Consider the following 24,421-nt stretch of genomic DNA (forward strand, 5'->3'; position numbering starts at 1 on the left):
AACCATGGCCGTCAAGAAAAGAGGTCTCGGACGCGGGCTGGATGCACTGTTGAGCAGCCCGAGCGTGCCCAGTGTCACCGTGCTGGAGCAACAGGCCAGCAAACTCGACCAGAACGAGCTGCAACACGTGCCGCTGGACAAGATCCAGCGTGGCAAATACCAGCCACGCCGCGACATGGACCCGCAGGCGCTCGAAGAGCTGGCGCAGTCGATCCGCAAGCAAGGGGTCATGCAACCGATCGTGATTCGCCCGATCGGTAACGATCGTTTCGAGATCATTGCCGGTGAGCGCCGCTGGCGTGCCAGCCAGCAGGCCGGGGTCGAAACCATTCCGGCCATGGTCCGTGACGTCCCTGACGAAGCGGCCATTGCCATGGCGCTGATCGAGAACATCCAGCGCGAAGACCTCAACCCGGTCGAAGAAGCCATTGCCCTGCAGCGGCTGCAGCAGGAATTCCAGCTTACTCAGCAGCAAGTGGCCGATGCGGTCGGCAAGTCGCGGGTCAGTGTGGCCAATCTGTTACGCCTGATTACCTTGCCTGAGGTGATCAAGACCATGCTCTCGCATGGTGATCTGGAAATGGGGCATGCCCGTGCATTGCTCGGTTTGCCTGATGATCGTCAGGTTGAAGGGGCGCGACACGTTGTCGCACGCGGGCTCACTGTGCGCCAGACCGAAGCACTGGTCAGGCAGTGGCTGAGTGATAAACCTGAACCTGTCGAGCCCCCCAAGGCCGACCCCGACATCAGCCGGCTGGAGCAGCGCCTGGCAGAGCGGCTGGGCTCTGCGGTGCAGATTCGCCACGGGCAGAAGGGCAAGGGGCAACTGGTGATCCGTTACAACTCCCTCGATGAGCTGCAAGGCGTTCTTGCTCACATCCGCTGAAACAATTGACCTGTAACGTGTAGTCGGAAATCGACTCCTTGGAGTTGAACGGGGGCTGAACCGCCCCTATACTCTGCGCGCATTTTGTCGGCACAAATTATGCCAAGTTAACGATGATGGCGACCGCCGACCGAGGAGCTGTAGCGATGGAATCACGCAAGCCAGACCGCCTGCCGTTCCACCGCCTTGCGGTTTTCCCGGTACTGATGGCGCAATTGATCGTCGTTGTACTGGCTGCCTTGGCGCTGTGGCAGTGGAATGGAGTCGTAGCCGGGTATTCGGGGCTTTGTGGGGGCCTGATAGCTTGGCTGCCCAATATGTATTTCGCTCACAAGGCGTTCCGGTTTACCGGAGCCCGAGCCGCCAAAGCCATCGTCCGGTCGTTCTACGCCGGCGAGGCGGGCAAACTGATTTTGACCGCAGTGCTGTTTGCACTGACGTTCGCAGGTGTGAAGCCTTTGGCGCCGCTGGCTGTATTCGGCGTGTTCATGTTGATCCAGGTGGTCAACTGGTTCGCTCCCCTGTTGATGAGAACAAGACTTTCCAGACCTTAGGGCGTTTGAGGCAACCATGGCAGCAGAAACCGCTTCGGGCTATATCCAGCACCACTTGCAGAACTTGACCTTCGGTCAGCTCGCTGATGGCAGCTGGGGCTTTGCCCACACCGCAGCAGAAGCAAAGGAAATGGGCTTTTGGGCCTTCCACGTCGATACCCTCGGGTTTTCGGTGCTTCTGGGCATCCTTTTCGTACTGATCTTCCGTATGGCAGCCAAGAAGGCCACTTCCGGCCAGCCTGGTGCACTGCAGAACTTCGTTGAAGTGCTGGTCGAGTTCGTCGACGGCAGCGTAAGAGACAGCTTCCACGGCCGTAGCGCCGTGATCGCGCCTCTGGCACTGACCATCTTCGCCTGGGTGTTCCTGATGAACGCCGTCGACCTGGTACCGGTAGACTGGATCCCGGTTCTGGCCGCCAAAATTGCCGGTGACGAGCACCTGTTCTTCCGTGCCGTACCTACAACCGACCCGAACGCGACCCTGGGCATGGCCCTGTCGGTGTTCGCGCTGATCATTTTCTACAGCATCAAGATCAAGGGCTTCGGCGGCTTCATCGGCGAGTTGACCCTGCACCCGTTCAGCAGCAAGAACGTTTTCGTTCAAGCGCTGCTGATTCCGGTCAACTTCCTGCTCGAGTTCGTGACCCTGATCGCCAAGCCAATCTCGCTGGCACTGCGTCTGTTCGGCAACATGTACGCCGGCGAGCTGGTCTTCATCCTCATTGCCGTGATGTTCGGCGCCGGCCTGCTGTGGCTGAGCGGTCTGGGTGTCGTTCTGCAATGGGCATGGGCGGTGTTCCACATCCTGATCATCACCCTGCAAGCGTTCATCTTCATGATGCTGACCATCGTCTATCTGTCGATGGCTCACGAAGATAACCATTAAGATCGCCTCGCGGCGTATCTGATGACCCTCGCGTCGGCTGTAATGGCCAGGATGCGAGGGTGCCCGCAAGGGCTGATGTAAATAACGATTCTGTTTCACGCTTCAATCTAAAAACTAACCAATACGACGTAAAAGTCGGGAGGAAAGATGGAAACTGTAGTTGGTCTTACCGCTATCGCTGTTGCTCTGCTGATCGGCCTGGGCGCTCTGGGTACTGCTATCGGCTTCGGCCTGCTGGGCGGCAAATTCCTGGAAGGCGCTGCTCGCCAGCCAGAAATGGTGCCAATGCTGCAAGTTAAAATGTTCATCGTTGCCGGTCTGCTCGACGCCGTGACCATGATCGGTGTTGGTATCGCTCTGTTCTTCACCTTCGCGAACCCCTTCGTTGGTCAACTCGCTGGCTAATCACTCGACTTGTCGAGTTGATGGGTGGGATGGAAAACGTAACAGCGAGGTGTTGGCGTGAACATTAATGCAACCTTGATTGGCCAGAGCATTGCGTTCGCGATCTTTGTACTGTTTTGCATGAAGTATGTGTGGCCTCCGGTCATCACTGCCTTGCGCGAACGTCAGAAGAAGATTGCGGATGGCTTGGACGCTGCCTCTCGAGCTGCTCGCGACCTGGAGCTGGCCCAAGAAAAAGCGGGTCAACAACTGCGCGAAGCCAAGGCTCAGGCAGCTGAGATCATTGAGCAGGCCAAGAAACGCGGTAACCAGATCGTCGACGAGGCCCGTGAACAGGCTCGCGTTGAAGCTGACCGCGTGAAGGCTCAGGCTCAGGCCGAGATCGAGCAAGAACTGAACAGTGTCAAAGACGCCCTGCGTGCCCAACTGGGTAGCCTGGCTGTCAATGGCGCCGAGAAGATCCTGGGCTCCACAATCGATCAAAACGCGCACGCAGAGCTGGTCAACAAACTGGCTGCTGAAATTTAAGCGAGGGCGATCATGGCAGAACTGACCACGTTGGCCCGACCTTACGCAAAGGCGGCCTTCGAGCACGCTCAGGCCCACCAGCAACTGGCCAATTGGTCAGCCATGCTCGGCCTGGCAGCTGCGGTGTCACAAGATGACACCATGCAGCGCCTGCTCAAGGCCCCGCGACTGACGAGCGCACAAAAGGCCGCCACTTTTATTGAAGTGTGCGGCGACAAGGTTGATGAAAAGGCACAGAACTTCATTAACGTCATTGCCGAGAACGACCGTCTCCCGCTGTTGCCGGAGATTGCCGCCCTGTTCGAGCTGTACAAGGCTGAACAGGAAAAATCGGTAGACGCTGAAGTCACCAGTGCTTTTGCATTGAACCAAGAACAGCAAGACAAACTCGCCACGGTTCTCAGTGCTCGGCTTGGCCGGGAAGTGCGACTGCACGTTGCGGAGGATGCCAGCCTGATTGGTGGCGTCGTAATCCGCGCCGGTGACCTGGTAATCGATGGCTCGGTTCGCGGCAAAATCGCGAAACTGGCCGAAGCACTGAAATCTTGAGTTTGAAGGGGCAGCAGAGCAATGCAGCAACTCAATCCTTCCGAAATTAGCGAAATCATCAAGGGCCGCATCGAAAAGCTCGATGTGTCCTCCCAAGCCCGTAACGAAGGCACTGTCGTCAGCGTGTCTGACGGTATCGTGCGGATTCACGGTCTGGCCGACGTCATGTACGGCGAAATGATCGAGTTCCCGGGCGGCGTCTACGGTATGGCACTGAACCTGGAGCAAGACTCCGTAGGTGCTGTAGTTCTGGGCGCGTACACCACTCTGGCTGAAGGCATGAGTGCCAAGTGCACCGGTCGCATCCTGGAAGTTCCGGTTGGTAAGGAACTGCTGGGTCGCGTTGTCGACGCACTGGGTAACCCGATCGACGGCAAAGGTCCGCTGAACAACACCGAGACCGACGCGGTCGAGAAAGTTGCTCCAGGCGTGATCTGGCGTAAGTCGGTAGACCAGCCTGTACAGACTGGCTACAAGTCGGTTGACGCCATGATCCCGGTCGGCCGTGGCCAGCGTGAGCTGATCATCGGTGACCGTCAGATCGGTAAAACCGCGATGGCGATCGACGCCATCATCAACCAGAAAGACAGCGGCATCTTCTGCGTCTACGTAGCGGTTGGTCAGAAGCAATCGACCATCGCCAACGTGGTTCGCAAGCTGGAAGAGAACGGCGCACTGGCCAACACCATCATCGTCGCCGCTGGCGCTTCGGAATCGGCTGCACTGCAGTTCCTGGCTCCGTACGCTGGTTGCACCATGGGTGAGTTCTTCCGCGACCGCGGTGAAGACGCCCTGATCGTCTACGATGACCTGTCCAAGCAAGCCGTTGCTTACCGTCAGATCTCCCTGCTGCTGCGCCGTCCACCAGGACGTGAAGCGTACCCAGGTGACGTGTTCTATCTCCACTCCCGTCTGCTGGAGCGTGCATCGCGCGTTTCCGAAGAGTACGTAGAGAAGTTCACCAACGGTGCAGTGACTGGCAAAACCGGTTCCCTGACCGCTCTGCCGATCATCGAAACCCAGGCTGGCGACGTTTCCGCGTTCGTTCCGACCAACGTGATTTCCATCACCGACGGTCAGATCTTCCTGGAATCGGCCATGTTCAACTCGGGCATCCGCCCAGCAGTGAACGCCGGTGTTTCGGTATCCCGCGTTGGTGGTGCCGCTCAGACCAAGATCATCAAGAAGCTCTCCGGTGGTATCCGTACCGCTCTGGCTCAGTACCGTGAACTGGCAGCATTCGCCCAGTTCGCTTCTGACCTGGACGAAGCCACCCGTAAGCAGCTTGAGCATGGTCAGCGCGTTACCGAGCTGATGAAGCAGAAGCAATACGCTCCAATGTCGATCGCTGACATGGCGCTGTCGCTGTACGCCGCTGAGCGTGGCTTCCTGACCGACGTGGAAATCGCCAAGATCGGCAGCTTCGAACAAGCTCTGATCGCCTACTTCCACCGCGATCACGCCGACCTGTTGGCGAAGATCAACGTGAAGGGTGATTTCAACGACGAAATCGACGCTGGCATCAAGTCCGGTATCGAGAAGTTCAAGGCCACCCAGACCTGGTAAGCCGCGGCGGGGGCTTCACGCCCCCGCTTGCTAACCTGATAGGTGATACATGGCAGGCGCAAAAGAGATTCGCAGTAAGATTGCGAGCATTAAAAGCACGCAAAAAATTACCAGCGCCATGGAAAAAGTGGCGGTCAGCAAAATGCGCAAGGCTCAACTGCGCATGGCTGCTAGCCGTCCTTATGCGGAGCGTATCCGCCAGGTGATTGGTCATCTGGCCAACGCCAACCCGGAATATCGTCACCCGTTCATGGTCGAGCGCCCTGTCAAGCGTGCCGGCTATGTCGTTGTGAGCAGTGACCGTGGTTTGTGCGGTGGCTTGAACACCAACCTGTTCAAGGCTCTGGTCAAGGACATGAACGCCACTCGCGGGCAGGGCGTCGAGATCGACCTGTGCGTGATCGGCAGCAAGGGTGCGGCATTCTTCCGCAGCTTCGGCGGCAACGTCGTTGCAGCGGTCAGCCACCTGGGCGAAGAGCCATCGATCAATGATCTGATCGGCAGCGTCAAGGTCATGCTGGATGCCTACCTGGACGGTCGTATCGATCGCCTGTCCGTGGTGTCGAACAAGTTCATCAACACCATGACGCAACAGCCGACGGTCGAGCAACTGGTACCGTTGGTGGCAACCCCGGATCAAGGACTCAAGCACCACTGGGACTACCTCTACGAACCCGACGCCAAAGAGCTGCTGGACGGCTTGATGGTCCGTTACGTGGAGTCGCAGGTCTACCAGGCGGTGGTCGAGAACAATGCGGCTGAACAAGCTGCCCGGATGATCGCCATGAAAAACGCCACAGACAACGCCGGTGACCTGATCAGCGACCTCCAGCTGATCTACAACAAGGCACGTCAGGCTGCGATCACCCAGGAGATCTCGGAAATCGTCGGCGGCGCTGCCGCGGTTTAACGGTTCAAATATTCAGAGGATCCAGCTATGAGTAGCGGACGTATCGTTCAAATCATCGGCGCCGTCATCGACGTGGAATTCCCACGTGACGTCGTACCGAGTGTTTACAACGCGCTGCAGGTTCAAGGCGCAGAAACCACCCTGGAAGTTCAGCAGCAGCTGGGCGACGGCGTGGTTCGTACCATTGCAATGGGTTCGACCGAAGGTCTGAAGCGCGGTCTGAGCGTTACCGACACTGGCGCAGCGATTGCTGTTCCGGTCGGCAAGGCGACTCTGGGCCGTATCATGGACGTTCTGGGCAACCCGATCGACGAAGCTGGCCCGATCGGTGAAGAAGAGCGCTGGGGTATCCACCGCGCCGCTCCTTCGTTCGCTGAACAGGCAGGCGGCAACGACCTGCTGGAAACCGGCATCAAGGTTATCGACCTGGTTTGCCCGTTCGCCAAGGGTGGTAAGGTTGGTCTGTTCGGTGGTGCCGGTGTCGGCAAGACCGTAAACATGATGGAACTGATCCGTAACATCGCCATCGAGCACAGCGGTTATTCCGTGTTCGCCGGTGTGGGTGAGCGTACTCGTGAGGGTAACGACTTCTACCACGAGATGAAGGACTCCAACGTTCTCGACAAAGTAGCATTGGTCTACGGTCAGATGAACGAGCCACCAGGAAACCGTCTGCGCGTTGCGCTGACCGGCCTGACCATGGCCGAGAAGTTCCGTGACGAAGGTAACGACGTTCTGCTGTTCGTCGACAACATCTATCGTTACACCCTGGCCGGTACCGAAGTATCCGCACTGCTGGGCCGTATGCCTTCGGCAGTAGGTTACCAGCCGACTCTGGCTGAAGAGATGGGCGTGCTGCAGGAGCGTATTACCTCCACCAAGCAAGGCTCGATCACTTCGATCCAGGCGGTATACGTACCTGCGGACGACCTGACTGACCCGTCGCCAGCCACCACCTTCGCCCACTTGGACGCCACCGTCGTACTGTCGCGTGACATCGCCTCCCTGGGTATCTACCCAGCGGTCGATCCACTGGACTCGACTTCGCGCCAGCTGGACCCGAACGTGATCGGCAACGAGCACTACGAGACCGCTCGCGGCGTTCAGTACGTGCTGCAGCGCTACAAAGAGCTCAAAGACATCATTGCGATTCTGGGCATGGACGAACTGTCCGAGACCGACAAGCAACTGGTATCGCGTGCTCGTAAGATCCAGCGCTTCCTGTCCCAGCCGTTCTTCGTAGCTGAAGTCTTCACCGGTTCTCCAGGCAAATACGTTTCCCTGAAAGACACCATTGCTGGCTTCAAAGGCATCCTCAACGGTGACTACGACAGCCTGCCAGAACAAGCGTTCTACATGGTTGGCAGCATCGAAGAAGCGGTCGAGAAAGCCAAGAAACTGTAATCCCGGCGCCCCGCAAGGGGCGCTAATCAGGTTGAGGCAAGCACATGGCTATTACAGTCCATTGCGATATCGTCAGCGCGGAAGGAGAGATTTTCTCCGGTCTGGTCGAGCTGGTAGTTGCGCACGGCAACCTGGGTGATCTTGGTATCGCCCCAGGCCACGCCCCGCTGATTACCAATCTCAAGCCGGGTCCGATCACGCTGACCAAGCAGGGCGGCGACCGTGAGGTGTTCTACATCTCCGGTGGTTTCCTCGAAGTGCAGCCGAACATGGTCAAGGTGCTTGCCGATACTGTGCAACGTGCTGGTGACCTGGATGAGGCTTCTGCTCAGGACGCCGTCAAGGCGGCCGAGAAGGCGCTGAACGAGAAAGGCGCGGACTTCGACTACAGTGCCGCTTCTGCTCGTCTGGCCGAGGCCGCAGCCCAGCTGCGTACCGTCCAGCAGATCCGCAAGAAGTTCGGTGGTTGATACCGCTGTGCTTCACGTGTGATTGAAAAAAAAGGGTAGCCTCGGCTACCCTTTTTGTTTTTCTGCGGCCTGGTTCCGCTCAATGGGTAGTCTTCATGTCTCTCGATATCGTCATTCTCGCCGCAGGCCAGGGCACCCGCATGCGCTCGGCGCTGCCCAAAGTGCTGCATCCGGTAGCTGGCAACTCCATGCTTGGTCACGTCATCCACAGCGCACGACAGTTATCCCCGCAGGGTATTCATGTAGTGATTGGCCACGGCGCCGATGCGGTACGTCAGCACCTGGCCGCCGATGATCTGAATTTCGTCCTGCAAGACAAACAACTGGGCACCGGCCACGCCGTGGCCCAGGCACTGCCGGCGCTGAGCGCCGAAACCGTGTTGATCCTCTACGGTGACGTACCGCTGATCGAAGTCGAAACCCTGCAACGTCTGCTCAAGCAGGTCACCCCGGCGCAACTGGGTCTGCTGACCGTCAACCTCGATGACCCGACCGGCTATGGCCGCATCGTGCGTAACGAACAGGGCCAGGTCAGCGCCATCGTCGAACACAAAGATGCCTCTGAAGCGCAGAAAGCGATCAAGGAAGGCAACACCGGCATTCTCGCTGTACCGGGCAAGCGCCTGGCCGACTGGCTGGGCCGACTGTCCAACAACAATGCGCAGGGCGAGTACTACCTGACCGACGTGATCGCCATGGCGGTCAACGATGGCCTGGTGGTTGCCACCGAACAACCGGTTGACCCGATGGAAGTGCAGGGCGCCAATGACCGCAAGCAGCTCTCGGAACTGGAGCGTCACTACCAGCTGCGCGCTGCCCGTCGTCTGATGGCTGCCGGCGTGACCCTGCGCGACCCGGCGCGCTTTGATGTGCGTGGTGAGGTCAGTGTCGGCCGCGATGTACTGATCGACATCAACGTGATTCTCGAAGGCAGCGTAGTCATTGAAGACGATGTGGTCATCGGCCCGAACTGCGTCATCAAGGACAGCACCCTGCGCAAGGGTGTGATCGTCAAAGCCAACAGCCACATTGAAGGTGCAGTACTGGGCGAGGGCAGCGATGCCGGTCCGTTCGCCCGCCTGCGTCCGGGCAGTGTGCTCGAAGCCCGCGCCCATGTGGGTAACTTTGTAGAGCTGAAGAACGCCAGGCTGGGCGAGGGCGCCAAGGCCGGTCACCTGACCTATCTGGGCGACGCCGATATCGGTGCACGCACCAACATCGGCGCCGGGACCATCACCTGCAACTACGATGGCGCCAACAAGCACAAGACGGTACTGGGCGAAGACGTGTTCATCGGCTCGAACAACTCGCTGGTCGCCCCTGTGGATATCTCGTCGGGCGCCACCACCGCCGCCGGTTCGACCATCACCCAGAACGTACCCGCCGAGCAACTGGCTGTGGCGCGGGCGCGTCAGCGCAATATCGATAGCTGGAAACGTCCGGTCAAAGCCAGCAAAAAGTAAGTTATTCACAGCCCTTGGTTCGTGCAGCTTCGCGGTTATTGCCGCGAAGTTATGCACAGCGTCAGGTACGGCGGCCGTCAAAAAAGTTATTCACACCCTTGACGGCAGACTTTCGATGAGTTTTGATTGCGTCACTTAAATTTCGAATCGAAACTTAACCAAAAATGTCGAAACGTAACACGCCGCAACGCCGCCATCAGATCCTCGCTTTGCTCAATGAGCAGGGCGAGGTCACTGTGGATGATCTGGCCAAGCGCTTCGAAACCTCAGAAGTTACGATTCGAAAGGATCTGACGGCGCTGGAGAGCAATGGCCTGCTGCTGCGCCGTTACGGTGGCGCGGTGACCCTGCCGCAGGAATTGATCACCGATCAAAGCCAGCCGGTATCACGTTATAAACAAGCCATCGCCCGTGCAGCGGCTGAGTGCATTCGTGAGCATGCGCGGATCGTGGTCGACAGCGGCAGCACCACCGCTGCGTTGATCGGCGAACTGGGGGCCAAGCCTGGCCTGGTGGTGATGACCAACTCCCTTAACGTCGCCCGTGCCCTGACCGAACTGGAGCAGGAACCGGTGGTACTGATGACCGGCGGCACTTGGGACCCGCATTCGGAGTCATTCCAGGGGCAGGTCGCCGAGCAGGTCCTGCGCTCTTACGACTTTGACCAGTTGTTCATCGGCGCCGATGGCATCGATTTGCAGCGCGGCACCACAACCTTCAACGAATTGCTGGGTCTGAGCCGGGTCATGGCCGAGGTCGCCCGCGAAGTCGTGGTCATGGCCGAGGCCGACAAGGTTGGCCGCAAAATTCCCAATCTGGAACTGCCCTGGAGCGGTATCCATACCCTTATTACCGATGAACGCCTGCCCCTTGAGGCACGCGAACAGATACAGGCTCGTGGCATCACTGTCATTTGCGCCGCTGTCAGCTAGGAGATCAACCATGTGCGGAATCGTTGGCGCCGTTGCCGAACGTAATATCACGGCCATCCTCGTCGAAGGCCTCAAGCGTCTGGAGTACCGTGGCTATGACAGCGCGGGCGTGGCTGTTTTCAGCAACGACGGCCAGCTTGAGCGCCGCCGCCGGGTCGGTAAGGTCAGCGAACTGGAACAGGCCCTGGCCGCCGAACCGCTGGCTGGCCGTCTGGGCATTGCCCACACCCGCTGGGCGACCCATGGCGCACCGACTGAACACAACGCCCATCCGCACTTTTCCGCACATGACCTCGCAGTTGTCCACAACGGCATCATCGAGAACCACGAAGCCCTGCGCGAGCAGCTTCAGGGCCTGGGCTATGTGTTCAGCTCCGACACCGACACTGAAACCATCGTCCACTTGCTGCACCACACCCTCAAAAGCATTCCGGAACTGGCCGATGCGCTCAAGGCGGTAATCAAGCAACTGCACGGTGCCTATGGCCTGGCGGTGATCAGCGCCAGCCAGCCGGACCGTATCCTGGCTGCGCGCAGCGGCAGCCCGCTGGTGATCGGTCTGGGTCTGGGCGAGAACTTCCTGGCCTCCGACCAATTGGCACTGCGCCAGGTCACCGACCGCTTCGTCTACCTGGAAGAAGGCGATATCGCTGAGATTCGCCGCGACAGCGTGCAGATCTGGTCGGTAGACGGCCAGCCGGTGACCCGTGAAGTGGTGCAGTACCACGAGGGCGCAGAAGCCGCTGACAAAGGTGAGTATCGCCACTTCATGCTCAAGGAAATCCACGAGCAGCCCAAGGTCGTACAGCGCACCCTGGAAGGCCGTCTGGGTCAGCAACAGGTGCTGGTCCACGCGTTCGGCCCACAGGCTGCCGAGTTGTTCGCCAAGGTGCGTAACGTGCAAATCGTTGCGTGTGGCACCAGCTACCACGCCGGCATGGTCGCCCGTTACTGGCTCGAAGGTCTGGCGGGTATTCCATGCCAGGTCGAAGTCGCCAGCGAATTCCGCTACCGCAAGGTGGTGGTGCAGCCTGACACCTTGTTCGTGACCATCTCCCAGTCCGGCGAAACCGCCGACACCCTGGCGGCCCTGCGCAACGCCAAGGAATTGGGCTTTCTGGCCAGCCTGGCGATCTGTAACGTCGGCACCAGCTCGCTGGTACGCGAATCAGACCTGACCCTGCTGACCCAGGCCGGCCCGGAAATCGGCGTGGCCTCCACCAAAGCCTTCACCACCCAACTGGTTGCGCTGCTGCTGCTGACCCTGTCGCTGGGTCAAGTCAAAGGCAGCCTGCAAGCCGGTGTCGAAGCCGAACTGGTCGAAGAACTGCGCCGCCTGCCGGTGCGCCTGGGCGAAGCCCTGGCCATGGACAGCATTGTGGATAAAGTCGCCGAACTGTTCGCCGAGAAGCACCACACCCTGTTCCTCGGCCGGGGCGCGCAATTCCCGGTGGCCATGGAAGGTGCGCTCAAACTCAAGGAAATCTCCTACATCCATGCTGAAGCCTACCCGGCCGGCGAGCTCAAACACGGCCCGCTGGCCCTGGTCGACGCCGACATGCCGGTGGTCACCGTGGCGCCGAACAACGAACTGCTGGAAAAGCTCAAATCCAACCTGCAGGAAGTCCGCGCCCGTGGCGGTGAGCTGATTGTGTTTGCCGACGAGAAGGCTGGCTTGAAGAGCGGCGAAGGCATCCACGTGATCGGTATGCCGCACATCAGCGACACCCTGGCCCCGATCCTCTACACCTTGCCGCTGCAGTTGTTGTCGTATTACGTGGCGGTGCTGAAGGGCACTGATGTGGATCAGCCGCGTAACTTGGCGAAGTCGGTGACTGTGGAATAGGTTATCCACAGGTTGCGGGCGACTGGCCAGAGCGAATAAAGGCTCCCCTTAAGGGGGAGCCTTTCATTCATCTCGATCATTTAGTTATCGATCAGGATTTCTTCATAGCCAGCCTGGCGGCCTGCTGTGCCTCCCCGGCTGACAGGGTTCCATTTCTGGACTGCTTGTCCAACGTGTTGTTAGCAGTCATCAGATTGGCGGTGAGGGTGGCGAGTTCGGACTGCAGGGAGCCGACCTGAGACTGTTTGATCTCTGGGCTAAGGCTTTGATCAGCGATAACTTCCTGCATCTGCGCCTGCTTTTCTTCGATCTTCTTTTGCAACTCGCGAATCATCTTCAGGAGCTTTTGTGTCTGGTCCGGAAGCCCGCTCGATTCAATGTCTGCGTTGGGGTTGGCATTTTTTTCATCGGACGATTTCTGGAGCCCTTCGCCTGAAAGCGAGACCTTCACACCTTCAGGTCGTTCGACGGCAGGCGAGCTGGCAGAAAGGGTGTTCTGGGTATCGTTCGCCTGAGCTTTATCCACCGCTGCATTAGAAAGCAGAGTCATGCTGGCAGACGTCGATGTGCCTATGATCATCTTCTCATCCGTTGATCAGGTTTGAGGGTTATATGCAGCTACCATCGGCCTGGATTGGTGGTTCTTTAGCTCATAGATACAATCTATCTACAGGACGGTGACCAGCACTGGCGTCGATACGCGCTCGCCTGTTTCTGTTGCTCTTAGCGCCTGATTGCCTCACCCGCTCAACGCCCGGCCAAACTCTGCCGCCGTCGGGCTCTCTTGCCACTGTGGGACATCTTCGGGCAGCACCAGCCAGGGTTGCTTGCGTCGGGTCCAGAGATGCGCCACGGGTACGAACTTCTCGCTGCCCTCCAGGATCCCTGCGCGTACCACCCGCATACCGGGTGCAGCGCTGGTTTCGTTCATCAGACGGGTATGGCATCGGCCACAGACATACTGCGTGCTGGTGTGTCCGTTATGGTCGTGTACGTAGGTGGTATGTTCACCCACCACCTGCACCGCCGATGCAACGCACAGCACATGCAAAGCAAACGCGCTGCCGCTCCAGCGCTGACAGTTGAGACAGTGGCAGGCATACAAGGGCGGCAGGGTCTGGGCTTGGACCTCAAGGCTGACCTGCCCGCAGCGGCAGTGGCCGGTAAATCGCATATTTGTGATCCTTACAATGCTGGGTGTGGATAAGTCGGGGCGAATGATCCCCGGTTACCTGTCTGGGCAGAAGAGCAACAATGAAGCAATCATTGGTCAGGAATCTATGAGCGGACTTGAATGGGAAAGCCAGCGGGTGTTCCTGGCGGTGCTGCGCAGCGGCAGTCTGAGCGGTGCGGCCAACTGCATACTGGTCTCACATGCTTATAAAAAGTTGCAGTAGGGCAGCCATGTCTGAATCGAGACTTCGATGTTACTGCGCCTGACCAGATTTGGTGTGGCGACTCATCCGACTGACGATTTTCAGTTTAGCCTCCACTTTCGACCACAAACTAATGCTGGACAATCAACGCTGTTCAGCGCTCATCTATATCTTTGCTCTGAACAAACCTGAGCTTTTCGACTTCGCTGATTATTTCGCAAAAAGCGTCACTCAAAACAGGATCAAAATGGCTACCGGCATGCTCTTTGATGTAAGTCGTGGCCGTTTCGATGTCCCATGCTGATTTGTAAGGGCGGACCATACGCAAGGCGTCATAGACATCGCAGAGGGCGACAATTCTTGCGCTCAGGGGAATGTCTTCGCCCTTCAGTCCCGAAGGATAGCCAGTACCGTCCCATTTTTCGTGATGCCCCAAAGAAATTTCTGCGGCCATATCGGTTAATCCCGAGCCGTGAGGGTCGTGCAGGATTTCGTAACCTATGCGGGGATGGGTCTGCATATGTGTACGCTCTTCGCAAGTCAGCGGACCAGATTTTTGCAGAATGCTATCTGGCACACCGATCTTGCCCACATCGTGCATGGGCGCTGCTTGCCTAATCAGATTGCACCAGTTAGCTGGCATGCCGATTTTTTTGGCCAGCAGTGCTGCCGACTGTCCGATGCGGTCGATGTGGTCACCGGTGTCGTTGTCTCTATAGCTTGCCGCGCGGCTCAGGCTGCGTAACATCGCGCGGTAGCTCTCTTGGAGTTGTACCGTACGTTGCTCCATCTTGAGTTCTAGTTCGTGCTTGGCAATCTGTAAGAGGCGACTACTTTGTGCCTGCATCAGGCAGCCACGAACTCTCAACAGGACCTCAGGCATGTCGATTGGCTTGCAGATGTAATCATTGGCACCTTTTTCAAGGCCGATACGCCGACTATGCGGGTCATCTAGGGCGGTGACGATAATGATCGACGAGGCGGTACGGTTTCTGCCCTGTAAGGCGTCGAGTATGTCGAAGCCATTTGGCGCAGGCATATCAATATCCAGCAGCAGCAGGTCCCAATCGTTGTCCTGACACCACTGAAGACCCGCAGCAGAGTTTGAGAAGGTTTGGATGTGCTGGAGGTTGAAGGCGCGCAGACAGGATTCCAGCAGGAGGATGTTGGTAGCTACATCGTCGATAATGACGATAACGGCATCGTCTCTGATGGATGAGAACATCTTTCACTCCCTCCGATAAGTCTGTGCGAAAAAGTCTTTTCAATTTTTACCGGTGATCTTTGCTTAAATTCTTACTTTGTCTGGTTGAAAGCCATCGGCAGCTCTATCCAGAACCGACTTCCTGCTGAGACCTTGCTGATGACTCCCATTCTGCCGCCCATGAGTTCCGCCAGCTCCCGGCACAGGGCAAGGCCGATCCCGGTCCCCTGGATTTTTGAGTTCTCCTTACCCAAGCGTTGAAATGGCTGGAACAGTTGTTCCAGCAGATCAGGATCGATGCCTTGTCCACAGTCTTCGACAAAAAGACGGACAACCTGCAGCCCTTCATCAACCTCAGCCCCCATAACGATAGACCCATTCGTTCGATTGTATTTGGCGGCGTTCGTTAACAAGTTGATAAGCACTTGCTTGGTACGTCTGCCATCGGCCATAACGAAACAAGGCTGTGACAGGGACTCGATTTTCAGTGATAACCCTTGAGCCAAGATCTGCGGAGTGATCATCGCGAGGCATTCTTGAAACAATGTATCGACATCAACAGGTTTGAGCGTGAGACGTGGTGCTTCAGCTTGCAGGCTTGACCATTCCAGCAGAGCATCGACCAACTGGTGAAGATGTTTACTGGCGTTCATGATCTCTTGGGTGTACGCGTGCGCTTGGGCGGGGTTTATGTTGGGGTGCAGTTGGCTGAGTTGGGCGAACCCTAGAATCGCGTTCAGTGGCGTCTTGAGTTCGTGACTCATACTTGAGATAAAGCGCGATTTCGTCTGGCTTGCTGCTTGGGCTTCGATGGTTTTTTCGCGTAGATCTTGCTCGACCCGTTTTAGAGTATCGATGTCGACGCATGTGCCGACCACGCAGGGGAGGCGAGTGGTCGGACTGCTCAAGGTGCTGGCGCGACAAAGCAGCCAGATCAGTTCTCCTTGCCGGTCAGGCAAGCGGAATTCAACTTCGGCTACACAGGCCTCCTTGGATTGTGCGACTTCCAGCAAGCGCCAGAAGCCCTGCCGATCTTCCTCTGGCATGAGTCCCAGCAAGTACTGGGGCGAGACGTTTTGTGCTGGTAACCCAAAGCGCGTGCAGAGCGGTCCTTTGAACATAAAGGTGTCCGTTTGGGGAGCGTACTCCCACATGCCTTCTGTGACGCTTTCCAGCACCATTTGCAGCCGTTGCTGGGCTGCTTTTTGACGAGTATCGCCTACGGCCAGTTGTCTGCCCATCTCCAGGGTCTGACTGGACATAGCGTTAAATTCATTAATGCTTGAACGAGTTGCTTGCGGCGCCCAATTGCCTTGACCAATTTCGTGCATCATATTGGCCAAGCCGATCATAGGGACGCTGAGTTGCTGGCTCAGATTACGCGAGCGCAGCCACAGGCAGGCGAAAAAAACGGCATAGAAAACCAGCAGGCCAGCTACCATCAAATATCCAACATGTTGGAAGTGTCTTGCCTGATGCTGGATTTCCTGCATGACGATATGTTCCTCAACCACTGCCAGCAGGCTCCACTCTGCCGAGAGGATCGTGCTCCAGGCCATCAGGTGGGTGCGTTTGTCCAGTTCTGCGGAAATCAGCCCGTCTGGATGGAGATTTAGTGCCAAATCAAGAGCGCGAAGGTCAGGATGGGATGTCAGGGAAAACTCTGAGGACTTGAAGTTTTCGTGCCTGATGTTTGTGTAACCGGTTCGGATTTCCTGCGGCGGTATGCCAAAGTCGCTTTCGGCCTCAACTGGCAGAGCAATGATGCTGTGTTCCTTGCTCACCAGCGTCAGGTAGCCAGCCCATGGGACATGGAGCTTGGCAATTTTTTGCAGAATGGCATTCACTGTGACGTCAATACCTACAACGCCTTTAAGGGTGTCACCGCCATAGACCGGTGCGACCACGGACATCATCCAGCCCTTGCCCGCCGGATCCAGATAGACTTCGGTCCACACCGGTTTACGAAGGGGATTATGTTTGCTGTCTGCCAGGTAGTAGAAGTTGAACAGCGGTATGTTCATGTCATGGGGGTACTGGGTCAGGGTATCGATCCAAGGGAAAATGTGGTTGTAGCTGTCGGCACTGTTGAAGTACACGCTGGTGATCAGCGGGTTGCCTTGCTGGAGTGCCTTCATCATGTAGTCGACACGCTTGAGGCGAGAGACCATGTCCAGGTTTTGCCGATCCAAAGGCGTGATATTGGAATAGAAAGACGCCGCGCCTCCATCATTAACATCGCTATATCGGACGCCGTCTGGGCTGATGGCCAGTCTGGCGGGTTCGTAGACCAGCGTCTCGGCAAGCTCTGTTCCGACAGTGCTGGCCAGCAGCCGAGCTAAAGAACTGATCTGATCTAGCTCACTATCAATAATGTGGGCGTTCTGTTTTACCGAGGCTTGCAGTTCCCGAGTGGCATTTTGGTGTAGATAGTCGCTTTGCGAGTCGAGGATTGATTGATTGGCCAGAAAATAAGCAGTCAGCAAGGCGAACTCGACCACCACCAAGGGCACCAGGCTCGTTCGCAAAAAAGCCCGCCAAATCCAGTGGCGGAAATCAATGCTGGGCTTGACCTGGCTCATCGCGTGCTCCCTGCCTTCGCGGCACTGTGAGCGAGTAATGTTGTTATGCCATCATTCTTGAGCCGGCTTCTCAAAATGTCCAGCTCATTGAAGAAAAGCGGATTACGTTTTGCTGCGCGATTTCTCACGCACAAATTCCGGGGGAAAAGCTAGCTGTCCTTGCTCATTCGCAATTGGCTTTGACTATCATCGCCTCAGCTCGTCTATGGATACCGGACGTATGGAATTGATCCCGACGCATGAAAAGCGTGAACACAGCGAACCCCGTTATAGGGAAATCTTTGAGCACTCGCTGGATATGATGTGCCTGTTGGAGGTCGGGCCGACGTTGGGGTTGACCTGTCTGGAGGCCAACCCTGCTCTGTATCGCCGCCTTGCTCGTGCTCAGGACGAACTGATCGGTAAAGCCATCAGGCAATTTCTGACACGCGAAGTCGCCAATATCGTGGAAGCAATCTGTTTACACTGCATCGACGTCGCCGGGCCGATTGAGCTCGACACCCAATTACCCTGTGGTGCGCAGCCACTCTACCTGCATTTCAATCTAGTGCCGTTGAAGGACGATGCAGCTGTGCTTCGGCGGATTGTTTGTATTGCCCGTGATTTCACCGATCTCCGCGAGGTTCAACGCAAGGAGCGTGAGCGTCAGCAGGAAATCGGTACGTTGGTAGAAAACTCTCCTGATGGTATTGCTCGTCTCAGCCCGGACCGCCGACTGCTGTACGTCAATCCGACTCTGGAGCAGTGGCTGAACCAGCCCAAGGAAGACCTGTTACAACACTTGCTGGATGACGTCCTTTGGCCAGGTGTGCAATCGCGCATGCTGATTGAGGCCATCATTGAGGCCGCAGAGCATGGACGCGTTGTGGAGCACGAGTACGTGCGACAGCGCTCCCGGCGGGAACAGCGGGTATTTCAGATCAGTCTGGTACCTGAATGGGATATGCAGGGACGATTGACCAGTTTGCTGGCAGTCATTCGTGACATTTCTATATTGCGCAATGCTCAGCGCAACCTGGCATCGTCCAATGCCCAATTGCATGAGTTGTTGAGTAGCCGAGAGAATGCACGTGAGGAAGAACGCAAATTTATCGCCAGAGAGATTCATGACGAACTAGGCCAGTACCTGACCGCGATCCGGATGGGCATATCGCTGCTCAGATTTCAGTATGGCGTGCAACTGCCGGCTCTTGGAGAACAGGTTGGCAACCTTCTGCAGTTGGCAGACAGGACGGTACAGGTCGTACGCAATGTTTCAAATTCTCTGCGCCCTTCGGCCTTAAACATGGGGCTGGCGGCCTCGCTGGAGTGGCTGACCGATGAGTTCACACGCCAATGGGCTATGCCTTGCACACTCGACTTGCCAGCAGAGTTACCGATCCTGAATGATGCCGACGCTACGGCGGTCTTCCGGGTGACCCAAGAGTCCCTGACCAACGTTGCCCGGCACGCCAATGCTTCGCGTGTGGACATTATGCTGACGCATGAAGCCGGACGCTGGTTGCTACAAATCGTTGATGATGGTCAAGGATTCGAACTAGGTAATCTGGGAGGCAAGACCCTCGGGTTATTCGGCATGCGTGAGCGCGCCCTCATGTTGGGGGGTAGCGCTGAAATTTCCAGTACGCCGGGCAGTGGTACTACCGTACGGCTTTGGATTCCAGATCACAGGAGTGCCTGAACATGATTCACTTATTGATAGCCGATGATCATCGGATCATGCGAGAGGGACTTAAACAATTGTTTGCTCTGGTTAAAGACCTTGAGGTAGTGGCAGAGGCCGAGAATGCTGCTCAGGTTCTTGATGGCTTGCGTACGCATCAGGTGAACGTACTTTTGCTGGACATGAATATGCCTGGGGAAAGTGGCGAAAGCTTAATCGCACGTATCCGTGCACATTATCCACAACTATCGATCCTGATTCTTACCATGCACAACGAGACCCATATAGCCCAGCGTGCCCTTCGCGCCGGAGCCTCTGGCTATCTGACCAAGGATCGTGACCCCGAGACCTTGCTGGCGGCCATTCGCAAGGTCGCTACGGGAGGGCGCTATCTCGATCCGGTGCTGGCCGAGAAGATAGCTCTGCAAAGCATGACGGCTGGTCCGACAGCACCCGGTGAGAGTCTCTCGGACCGCGAATTTCAGATTCTACGGCTGCTGGCCCAAGGATCGAGTGTCAATGAAATCGCACAACAGCTCATGATTAGCAACAAGACGGTGAGTACTCATAAAGCCCGGCTAATGGAAAAAATGAACTTTCTCTCCAATGCCGACCTGGTACGTTATGCCATAACCCACAACTGGATCTGAAAATAACGTGGCAGCCCATGTAGGAAAATCCCTACACGCTTCGCAAATCCTTAACACAAGATCATCATTGCCTGATGGCTTATAGCCACCGTAAGAGCGAGATTGATGGCAAGTCCCCATGAATTGTTGTTTCTCCAGCCCAACTGAGGCTGAGGGACACTTCAGAAAGGTGGAGTTCGCCATGAAAGTACTAATAGCCGACGACTCATCAATGTCCCGCAAGCTGGTCTTGCGCTCACTCCCCCCAGTATTGACCGAGGATATCCGTCAGGCCTGCAATGGCGCTGAGGTGATGGAGGCCTACCATGCAGGGTTGGTGGAACTGCTGTTTCTTGATCTGACCATGCCCATCATGGATGGCTTCCAGACTCTCGAAGCCCTTAAACGTGAAGACGCCAATGTAGTTGTTGTGGTGATCAGCGCAGATATCCAGCCTCAAGCCAGACAGCGGGTATTTGATCTGGGGGCTGCTGCATTTGTGGCGAAGCCGGTGACGGCTGAAGCTGTACTCAATGCTTTGCACTTCATAGGGGTGCTGTGATGGAAACCCTGGCCGCGCTCACCGAAGATCAACGCGACGCATTGCAGGAACTGATGAACATTGCCATGGGACAGGCTGCAGAGCGCTTGGCGCTGTTGACCGATACCATCGTTACGCTCTCGGTTCCTTTCATTCATCCATTGGTGCGGGAACAGAACAACCTGTCGATTCCGGAACATCTGCGCAGCATTTTCATGATCGTGACGCGGCAATCCTTTCTGGGCGAGTTGCGTGGGGAAGTGTTCGTTTGCTTTGGTGCCATGGGAGCCGATGAGCTGGCTGAACTACTGGGGTATGAAGGCAGTGGCCCGGAGCAACAGGAAGAGTTGATGCTCGATGTCACCAATATTCTCTCCGGTGCTTGCATTAGCGGGTTGGCCCGGCAGGTGGCAATCCAGGTGAGCTACGACGCGCCTTCGATTTTAGTACGTCGCGATGAACCGCAGAACTGCCTTGAAGAGTTGAACCTGAATGAGCACCTAGCGATGGTGCTGGAAATCCGCTTCGAGGTTGAGGCGCATCAGTTTTCCTGCGACCTGCTGATTTGCATAACTGAACGTACTGCCGGAATCGTCGTTCGCGCGATTGATCGTCTGCTTGACGGGCTTTGAAAGGAGCATCTTCATGACAGATAACAAGGCTATTTCTCGAGAAACCCTTGAGTCCATGCTCAAGGCCATCAACATGGGCGTGTTGCTGGTTGATAAGGAGTACAAGGTCCTGTTCTCCAATCACTTCATGTCCATTAATAGCGGCCGTCCTGCTGAGGCCTTGCTAGGGAATACACTGTTTGAAGCATTCCCGGAGTTGCCCGAGCGCTGGACCAGGCAAAAGATCAACAGTGTTTTCACTCTGCAGAATTTTGCTTTCACCTCTTGGCAGCAGCGGCCGCACCTCTTCAATTTTGGTAGTACTCGACCTATCAGCGGGTCAGTCAGGCACATGTATCAGAATTGCACCTTCTTTCCGGTACAGGACGCCGATGGCAGCTCTCTTGGGGTTGGTCTGGCGATCAGCGATGCAACCGACGCTGCTGCCCGGCAGTTGGAGCTGGCACAACTCAACGAGTTGCTTGAAACAGAAAAGAGCGCTCAAGCATGCCTGATTGCGCGCCTTGAGGAGGCCCAGGCGCAGTTATTACAATCCGAGAAAATGGCTGCGATAGGCCAACTCGCAGCAGGTGTGGCTCATGAGATCAATAATCCGATTGGTTTTGTTTCTTCCAACGTCAACAGTCTAAGTGGTTATCTCGCGGATCTGTTCGCTCTGATTGATGCCTACGAGCTGGCCTGCGATGAGAGCAACGACCAGAATCACCCTGAGCTTGCGATGCTTCGCGACAAGACGGACTACAAGTTTCTGCGCCAGGACATCGACGATCTGTTGGTTGAATCAATCGACGGGCTTGATCGGGTCAACCGGATTGTCAAGGACTTGCGCGAGTTCTCACATGTCGATAGCTGTGAGTGGCAACTTGCTGATCTGCACAAGGGGCTGGACAGTACTCTTAACGTTATCTGGAACGAGATCAAGTTCAAGGCGCAGGTGATCAAGTACTACGGTGACATCGAGCCGATCGAATGCATGGGTTCGCAGATCAATCAGGTCTTTATGAACCTGATCATCAATGCCAGCCATGCCGTTGGTACCCACGGTGAAATCATCATCAGCAGCGGCCGCGAAGGCAACGGGGTATTCATCGAAGTTGCAGATAACGGCCATGGTATCCCTGCTGATATCCAGAACCGGATATTCGAACCGTTTTTCACCACCAAGCCAGTCGGTATGGGATCGGGCCTTGGCCTGTCGCTATCTTACAACATCGTCGTCAAGCACCATGGAAAGCTCACTGTTGAGAGTGAGCCGGGCCGCGGCAGTTGCTTCCGGATATGGCTGCCATTGCGCCAACCTCAGGCAGCCACTCTCTTGACCTCTTCCGTAGAAGGAAACTGATCATGAATACGGTATCCGTAAGCGACAAACGCTATACCGTTCTGTTGGTGGATGATGAAGAAAATATTCTCAACAGCCTGCGTCGTGTGCTAAGGAACAAACCGTATGACTTGCTATTGGCGACCAGTGGCGAGCAGGCACTGGGCCTTTTTGAACTTCACCATATTGATCTAATTGTCAGCGATGCGCGCATGCCTGGCATGGATGGGCCAACCCTGCTCAGCGAGGTATATCAGCGTGATCCTGAGTGCATGAATATCCTGCTGACCGGTTATGCCGACATGAGCATGATTGCCAAGGCAATCAATGAGGGACACATTTTTCGCTACATTAGCAAGCCCTGGAATGATGAAGAACTGCGGCTCACGCTGGAGCAGGCTCTGGAAATGCAGAATGTGCGCCGTGATCGGGACAGCCTGCTGAAACTTAGCTGTGAGCAGAACGAAACTTTGCGTGATCTCAATGACAGTCTTGAACATCGAGTCAGGGCGCGTACAGCGGAGTTACAACAGATAGCAGACATGCTTGATCTGGCTTACGAGGAATTACGGCACAGCTACGTAACCAGTACAGAGGTGTTTTCGCTCTTGGTCAACCAGCGCCTGCCGCGTGCTCGCCAGACCAATCAACGAGTTATAGAAGTTGTTCGCACCTACTGTTCCCACCAAGGTTTCAGCGAGGCAGATACCCGTAACCTATCCATGGCGGCAGCCTTGTACAACATTGGCAAGCTGGGCTGGAGTGACCAAATGTTGCTGGACTCTGCCGATCTATTATTACGCACGCAAGCCGATGTCTACAAAAGTTATCCTGGCAAAAGTGAAGCTCTGTTGATGGCGCTTGAGCCATTGCAAGAGACTAACAACCTGATTCGTCATCACCAAGAACACTGGGATGGCAGCGGCTTTCCTGATCGCCTTATGGGGCAGGCCATTCCTTTAGGGGCGCGAGTCCTGAAGCTCGCGGTTGATTATGTGGAGCTGCAATGCGCACTGGTGCTGGATCGCTACCTCACCCTTGATGAAGTGCTGATGCATCTGCGGCACAATAAATCTCGTCTCTACGATCCCGGACTGATTGAGCCGTTTATCGAAGTTTGTACCCGTTATCTGCCGGAAAACTTTATCGACCCCTCTGTCAAGATAATGGATGTGCGGCGCCTACTGCCCGGGATGGTGCTCGACCGCAATCTAAACGCAAGCAACGGAATGTTGCTGTTGAACGAAGGTAAGGTATTGACAGCTTTGCTGATCGAAAAGTTGACAGCTTTTGAAGCTGTCGATGGTGGTCATTTCACTGTATTTATTCGGGCTGATCATTAGCCGAAGCGCCGCGTTGAGTTTTGTTTAACCGGTTCTGTTGGAGTGCATCCCATGGCTCAGTCGCTCTTGATTGTTAGTGACTCGTCTTCCCTCAGCCGAATGCTGACGATCACCCTTAAGGGGGGGGGGTACGACGCGATAAACTGCTGCGAGGCTAGCGACGCCCTAGCTTGGCTAAGTAAGAACAAAGCACATCTGATTCTGGTTGATATGGATATGGCGGCGATGGATGGGGTGTCCTTTGTGGAGAACGTCCGATCCTTGCCAGGCTGCAGATTCACGCCGGTTATCATACTTACAGCGGCCATTGACGATGGGGTTCGTCGGCACGCGCTTAATTCAGGGGTCAAGCACTGGGTATTAAAGCCATTCCAGCCCCACCATCTATTGGCGATGGTTTATGGAATGATCTTTCTATAAAGAGGGCTTTATTATGTGCGACGTCGATCGCCTGTTTCAGCGCATAGTCATCAAAGAAGGAGACCTGACCATGATCACGGCAGTTGCCCAACAGCAACTGTTGCTGGATTTGATCCCCATGGCCAGGGAAATAGAAATTGATTTATGTGATGTCGTGGAAATAGATGCTGCTGGTGTGCAAGTGCTAATTACTGCCAAGATTGAATCAAATCGCTTGGGGCGCCATCTTTTGCTGAGCAACGCCAGCGAGGTCATGATCAATATGTTGGAAACGCGCGGTTTGAGTCGTCTATTGAAGACGGATGCTTGAG

26 protein-coding genes are annotated in these 24,421 nt (G+C 56.1%); 22 read left to right on the forward strand and 4 right to left on the reverse strand.

The genetic code is table 11. From position 1 onward, the window contains the following. Positions 1-4 precede the first annotated feature (4 nt). From NRB16_RS09025 to glmS, 13 genes are all read left to right on the forward strand, one after another. The gene (locus tag NRB16_RS09025; RefSeq protein WP_253113713.1) at positions 5-886 is read left to right on the forward strand and encodes a ParB/RepB/Spo0J family partition protein; all 882 of its coding nucleotides are present in this window, start codon (positions 5-7) and stop codon (positions 884-886) included. A gap of 146 nt (positions 887-1,032) precedes the next feature. Then, positions 1,033-1,440: a F0F1 ATP synthase subunit I gene (locus NRB16_RS09030; RefSeq protein WP_045485335.1), complete on the forward strand. Its 408-nt coding sequence runs from the start codon at positions 1,033-1,035 to the stop codon at positions 1,438-1,440. A 16-nt stretch (positions 1,441-1,456) separates the two neighbouring features. Then, positions 1,457-2,326: a F0F1 ATP synthase subunit A gene (atpB, locus tag NRB16_RS09035; RefSeq protein WP_045485336.1), complete on the forward strand. Its 870-nt coding sequence runs from the start codon at positions 1,457-1,459 to the stop codon at positions 2,324-2,326. A gap of 147 nt (positions 2,327-2,473) precedes the next feature. Further along, positions 2,474-2,731, forward strand: coding sequence for a F0F1 ATP synthase subunit C (gene atpE, locus NRB16_RS09040; protein ID WP_002555987.1), 258 nt, complete (start codon positions 2,474-2,476; stop codon positions 2,729-2,731). A gap of 57 nt (positions 2,732-2,788) precedes the next feature. After that, the gene (locus tag NRB16_RS09045; protein WP_045485338.1) at positions 2,789-3,259 is read left to right on the forward strand and encodes a F0F1 ATP synthase subunit B; all 471 of its coding nucleotides are present in this window, start codon (positions 2,789-2,791) and stop codon (positions 3,257-3,259) included. A 12-nt stretch (positions 3,260-3,271) separates the two neighbouring features. Beyond that, entirely contained in the window at positions 3,272-3,808 is a 537-nt protein-coding gene (locus NRB16_RS09050) for a F0F1 ATP synthase subunit delta (RefSeq protein WP_045485340.1), read from the forward strand. 21 nt (positions 3,809-3,829) lie between these two features. Then, positions 3,830-5,374 carry a F0F1 ATP synthase subunit alpha gene (gene atpA, locus NRB16_RS09055; RefSeq protein ID WP_045485342.1) on the forward strand — a complete coding sequence of 515 codons (1,545 nt, stop codon included), beginning with the start codon at positions 3,830-3,832 and terminating at the stop codon, positions 5,372-5,374. A gap of 49 nt (positions 5,375-5,423) precedes the next feature. Further along, entirely contained in the window at positions 5,424-6,284 is an 861-nt protein-coding gene (atpG, locus tag NRB16_RS09060; RefSeq protein WP_045485344.1) for a F0F1 ATP synthase subunit gamma, read from the forward strand. A gap of 27 nt (positions 6,285-6,311) precedes the next feature. Beyond that, the gene (gene atpD, locus NRB16_RS09065) at positions 6,312-7,688 is read left to right on the forward strand and encodes a F0F1 ATP synthase subunit beta (protein ID WP_045485346.1); all 1,377 of its coding nucleotides are present in this window, start codon (positions 6,312-6,314) and stop codon (positions 7,686-7,688) included. Positions 7,689-7,732: 44 nt separating this feature from the next. After that, complete coding sequence (locus NRB16_RS09070) at positions 7,733-8,158, forward strand: F0F1 ATP synthase subunit epsilon (RefSeq protein ID WP_045485348.1); 426 nt, start codon at positions 7,733-7,735, stop codon at positions 8,156-8,158. A 95-nt stretch (positions 8,159-8,253) separates the two neighbouring features. After that, on the forward strand, positions 8,254-9,621 hold the full coding sequence (gene glmU, locus NRB16_RS09075; RefSeq protein WP_253140956.1) for a bifunctional UDP-N-acetylglucosamine diphosphorylase/glucosamine-1-phosphate N-acetyltransferase GlmU: 1,368 nt from the start codon (positions 8,254-8,256) through the stop codon (positions 9,619-9,621). 164 nt (positions 9,622-9,785) lie between these two features. Beyond that, positions 9,786-10,553 carry a DeoR/GlpR family DNA-binding transcription regulator gene (locus NRB16_RS09080; RefSeq protein WP_045485352.1) on the forward strand — a complete coding sequence of 256 codons (768 nt, stop codon included), beginning with the start codon at positions 9,786-9,788 and terminating at the stop codon, positions 10,551-10,553. A 10-nt stretch (positions 10,554-10,563) separates the two neighbouring features. Beyond that, on the forward strand, positions 10,564-12,399 hold the full coding sequence (glmS, locus tag NRB16_RS09085) for a glutamine--fructose-6-phosphate transaminase (isomerizing) (protein ID WP_257105993.1): 1,836 nt from the start codon (positions 10,564-10,566) through the stop codon (positions 12,397-12,399). A gap of 91 nt (positions 12,400-12,490) precedes the next feature. On the opposite strand, the gene NRB16_RS09090 is transcribed toward glmS, so the two are convergent. Next, on the reverse strand, positions 12,491-12,949 hold the full coding sequence (locus NRB16_RS09090) for a hypothetical protein (protein WP_144403222.1): 459 nt from the start codon (positions 12,947-12,949) through the stop codon (positions 12,491-12,493). Positions 12,950-13,138: 189 nt separating this feature from the next. Then, positions 13,139-13,573, reverse strand: coding sequence for a GFA family protein (locus NRB16_RS09095; protein WP_257105994.1), 435 nt, complete (start codon positions 13,571-13,573; stop codon positions 13,139-13,141). A gap of 16 nt (positions 13,574-13,589) precedes the next feature. On the opposite strand from NRB16_RS09095, the gene NRB16_RS09100 reads away from it, so the two are divergent. After that, a complete protein-coding gene (locus NRB16_RS09100; protein ID WP_257105995.1) occupies positions 13,590-13,796 on the forward strand; it encodes a hypothetical protein in 207 nt (68 codons plus the stop codon). A gap of 133 nt (positions 13,797-13,929) precedes the next feature. Here NRB16_RS09100 and NRB16_RS09105 read toward each other — a convergent pair whose 3' ends face one another. Both NRB16_RS09105 and NRB16_RS09110 read right to left on the reverse strand, forming a co-directional pair. Beyond that, positions 13,930-15,000: an HD domain-containing phosphohydrolase gene (locus tag NRB16_RS09105; RefSeq protein WP_253117804.1), complete on the reverse strand. Its 1,071-nt coding sequence runs from the start codon at positions 14,998-15,000 to the stop codon at positions 13,930-13,932. A 71-nt stretch (positions 15,001-15,071) separates the two neighbouring features. Beyond that, positions 15,072-17,561, reverse strand: a complete 2,490-nt coding sequence (locus tag NRB16_RS09110; RefSeq protein ID WP_257105996.1) for an ATP-binding protein — start codon at positions 17,559-17,561, stop codon at positions 15,072-15,074. Positions 17,562-17,781: 220 nt separating this feature from the next. On the opposite strand from NRB16_RS09110, the gene NRB16_RS09115 reads away from it, so the two are divergent. The 8 genes from NRB16_RS09115 to NRB16_RS09145 all read left to right on the forward strand — a co-directional run bounded on the left by NRB16_RS09115 (position 17,782) and on the right by NRB16_RS09145 (position 24,420). Continuing rightward, positions 17,782-19,242 (forward strand): PAS domain-containing protein, encoded by a 1,461-nt coding sequence (locus NRB16_RS09115; RefSeq protein WP_257105997.1) that lies wholly within the window; start codon positions 17,782-17,784, stop codon positions 19,240-19,242. Positions 19,243-19,244: 2 nt separating this feature from the next. Beyond that, positions 19,245-19,874 carry a response regulator transcription factor gene (locus NRB16_RS09120; protein ID WP_257105998.1) on the forward strand — a complete coding sequence of 210 codons (630 nt, stop codon included), beginning with the start codon at positions 19,245-19,247 and terminating at the stop codon, positions 19,872-19,874. A gap of 181 nt (positions 19,875-20,055) precedes the next feature. Continuing rightward, a complete protein-coding gene (locus tag NRB16_RS09125; protein WP_257105999.1) occupies positions 20,056-20,415 on the forward strand; it encodes a response regulator in 360 nt (119 codons plus the stop codon). Then, positions 20,415-21,026 (forward strand): chemotaxis protein CheC, encoded by a 612-nt coding sequence (locus tag NRB16_RS09130; RefSeq protein ID WP_257106000.1) that lies wholly within the window; start codon positions 20,415-20,417, stop codon positions 21,024-21,026. Before NRB16_RS09125 ends, NRB16_RS09130 begins: the two co-directional genes overlap by 1 nt. A gap of 13 nt (positions 21,027-21,039) precedes the next feature. Beyond that, positions 21,040-22,368: an ATP-binding protein gene (locus NRB16_RS09135; RefSeq protein WP_257106001.1), complete on the forward strand. Its 1,329-nt coding sequence runs from the start codon at positions 21,040-21,042 to the stop codon at positions 22,366-22,368. Positions 22,369-22,370: 2 nt separating this feature from the next. Next, positions 22,371-23,690, forward strand: coding sequence for an HD domain-containing phosphohydrolase (locus NRB16_RS09140; RefSeq protein WP_257106002.1), 1,320 nt, complete (start codon positions 22,371-22,373; stop codon positions 23,688-23,690). A gap of 51 nt (positions 23,691-23,741) precedes the next feature. Then, positions 23,742-24,110, forward strand: coding sequence for a response regulator (locus tag NRB16_RS29625; RefSeq protein ID WP_253117796.1), 369 nt, complete (start codon positions 23,742-23,744; stop codon positions 24,108-24,110). 13 nt (positions 24,111-24,123) lie between these two features. Next, complete coding sequence (locus tag NRB16_RS09145) at positions 24,124-24,420, forward strand: lipid asymmetry maintenance protein MlaB (RefSeq protein WP_253117795.1); 297 nt, start codon at positions 24,124-24,126, stop codon at positions 24,418-24,420. The last annotated feature ends 1 nt before the right edge of the window (position 24,421 follow it).

It is taken from the genome of Pseudomonas sp. LJDD11, from assembly GCF_024584215.1.
Classification (GTDB): domain Bacteria; phylum Pseudomonadota; class Gammaproteobacteria; order Pseudomonadales; family Pseudomonadaceae; genus Aquipseudomonas.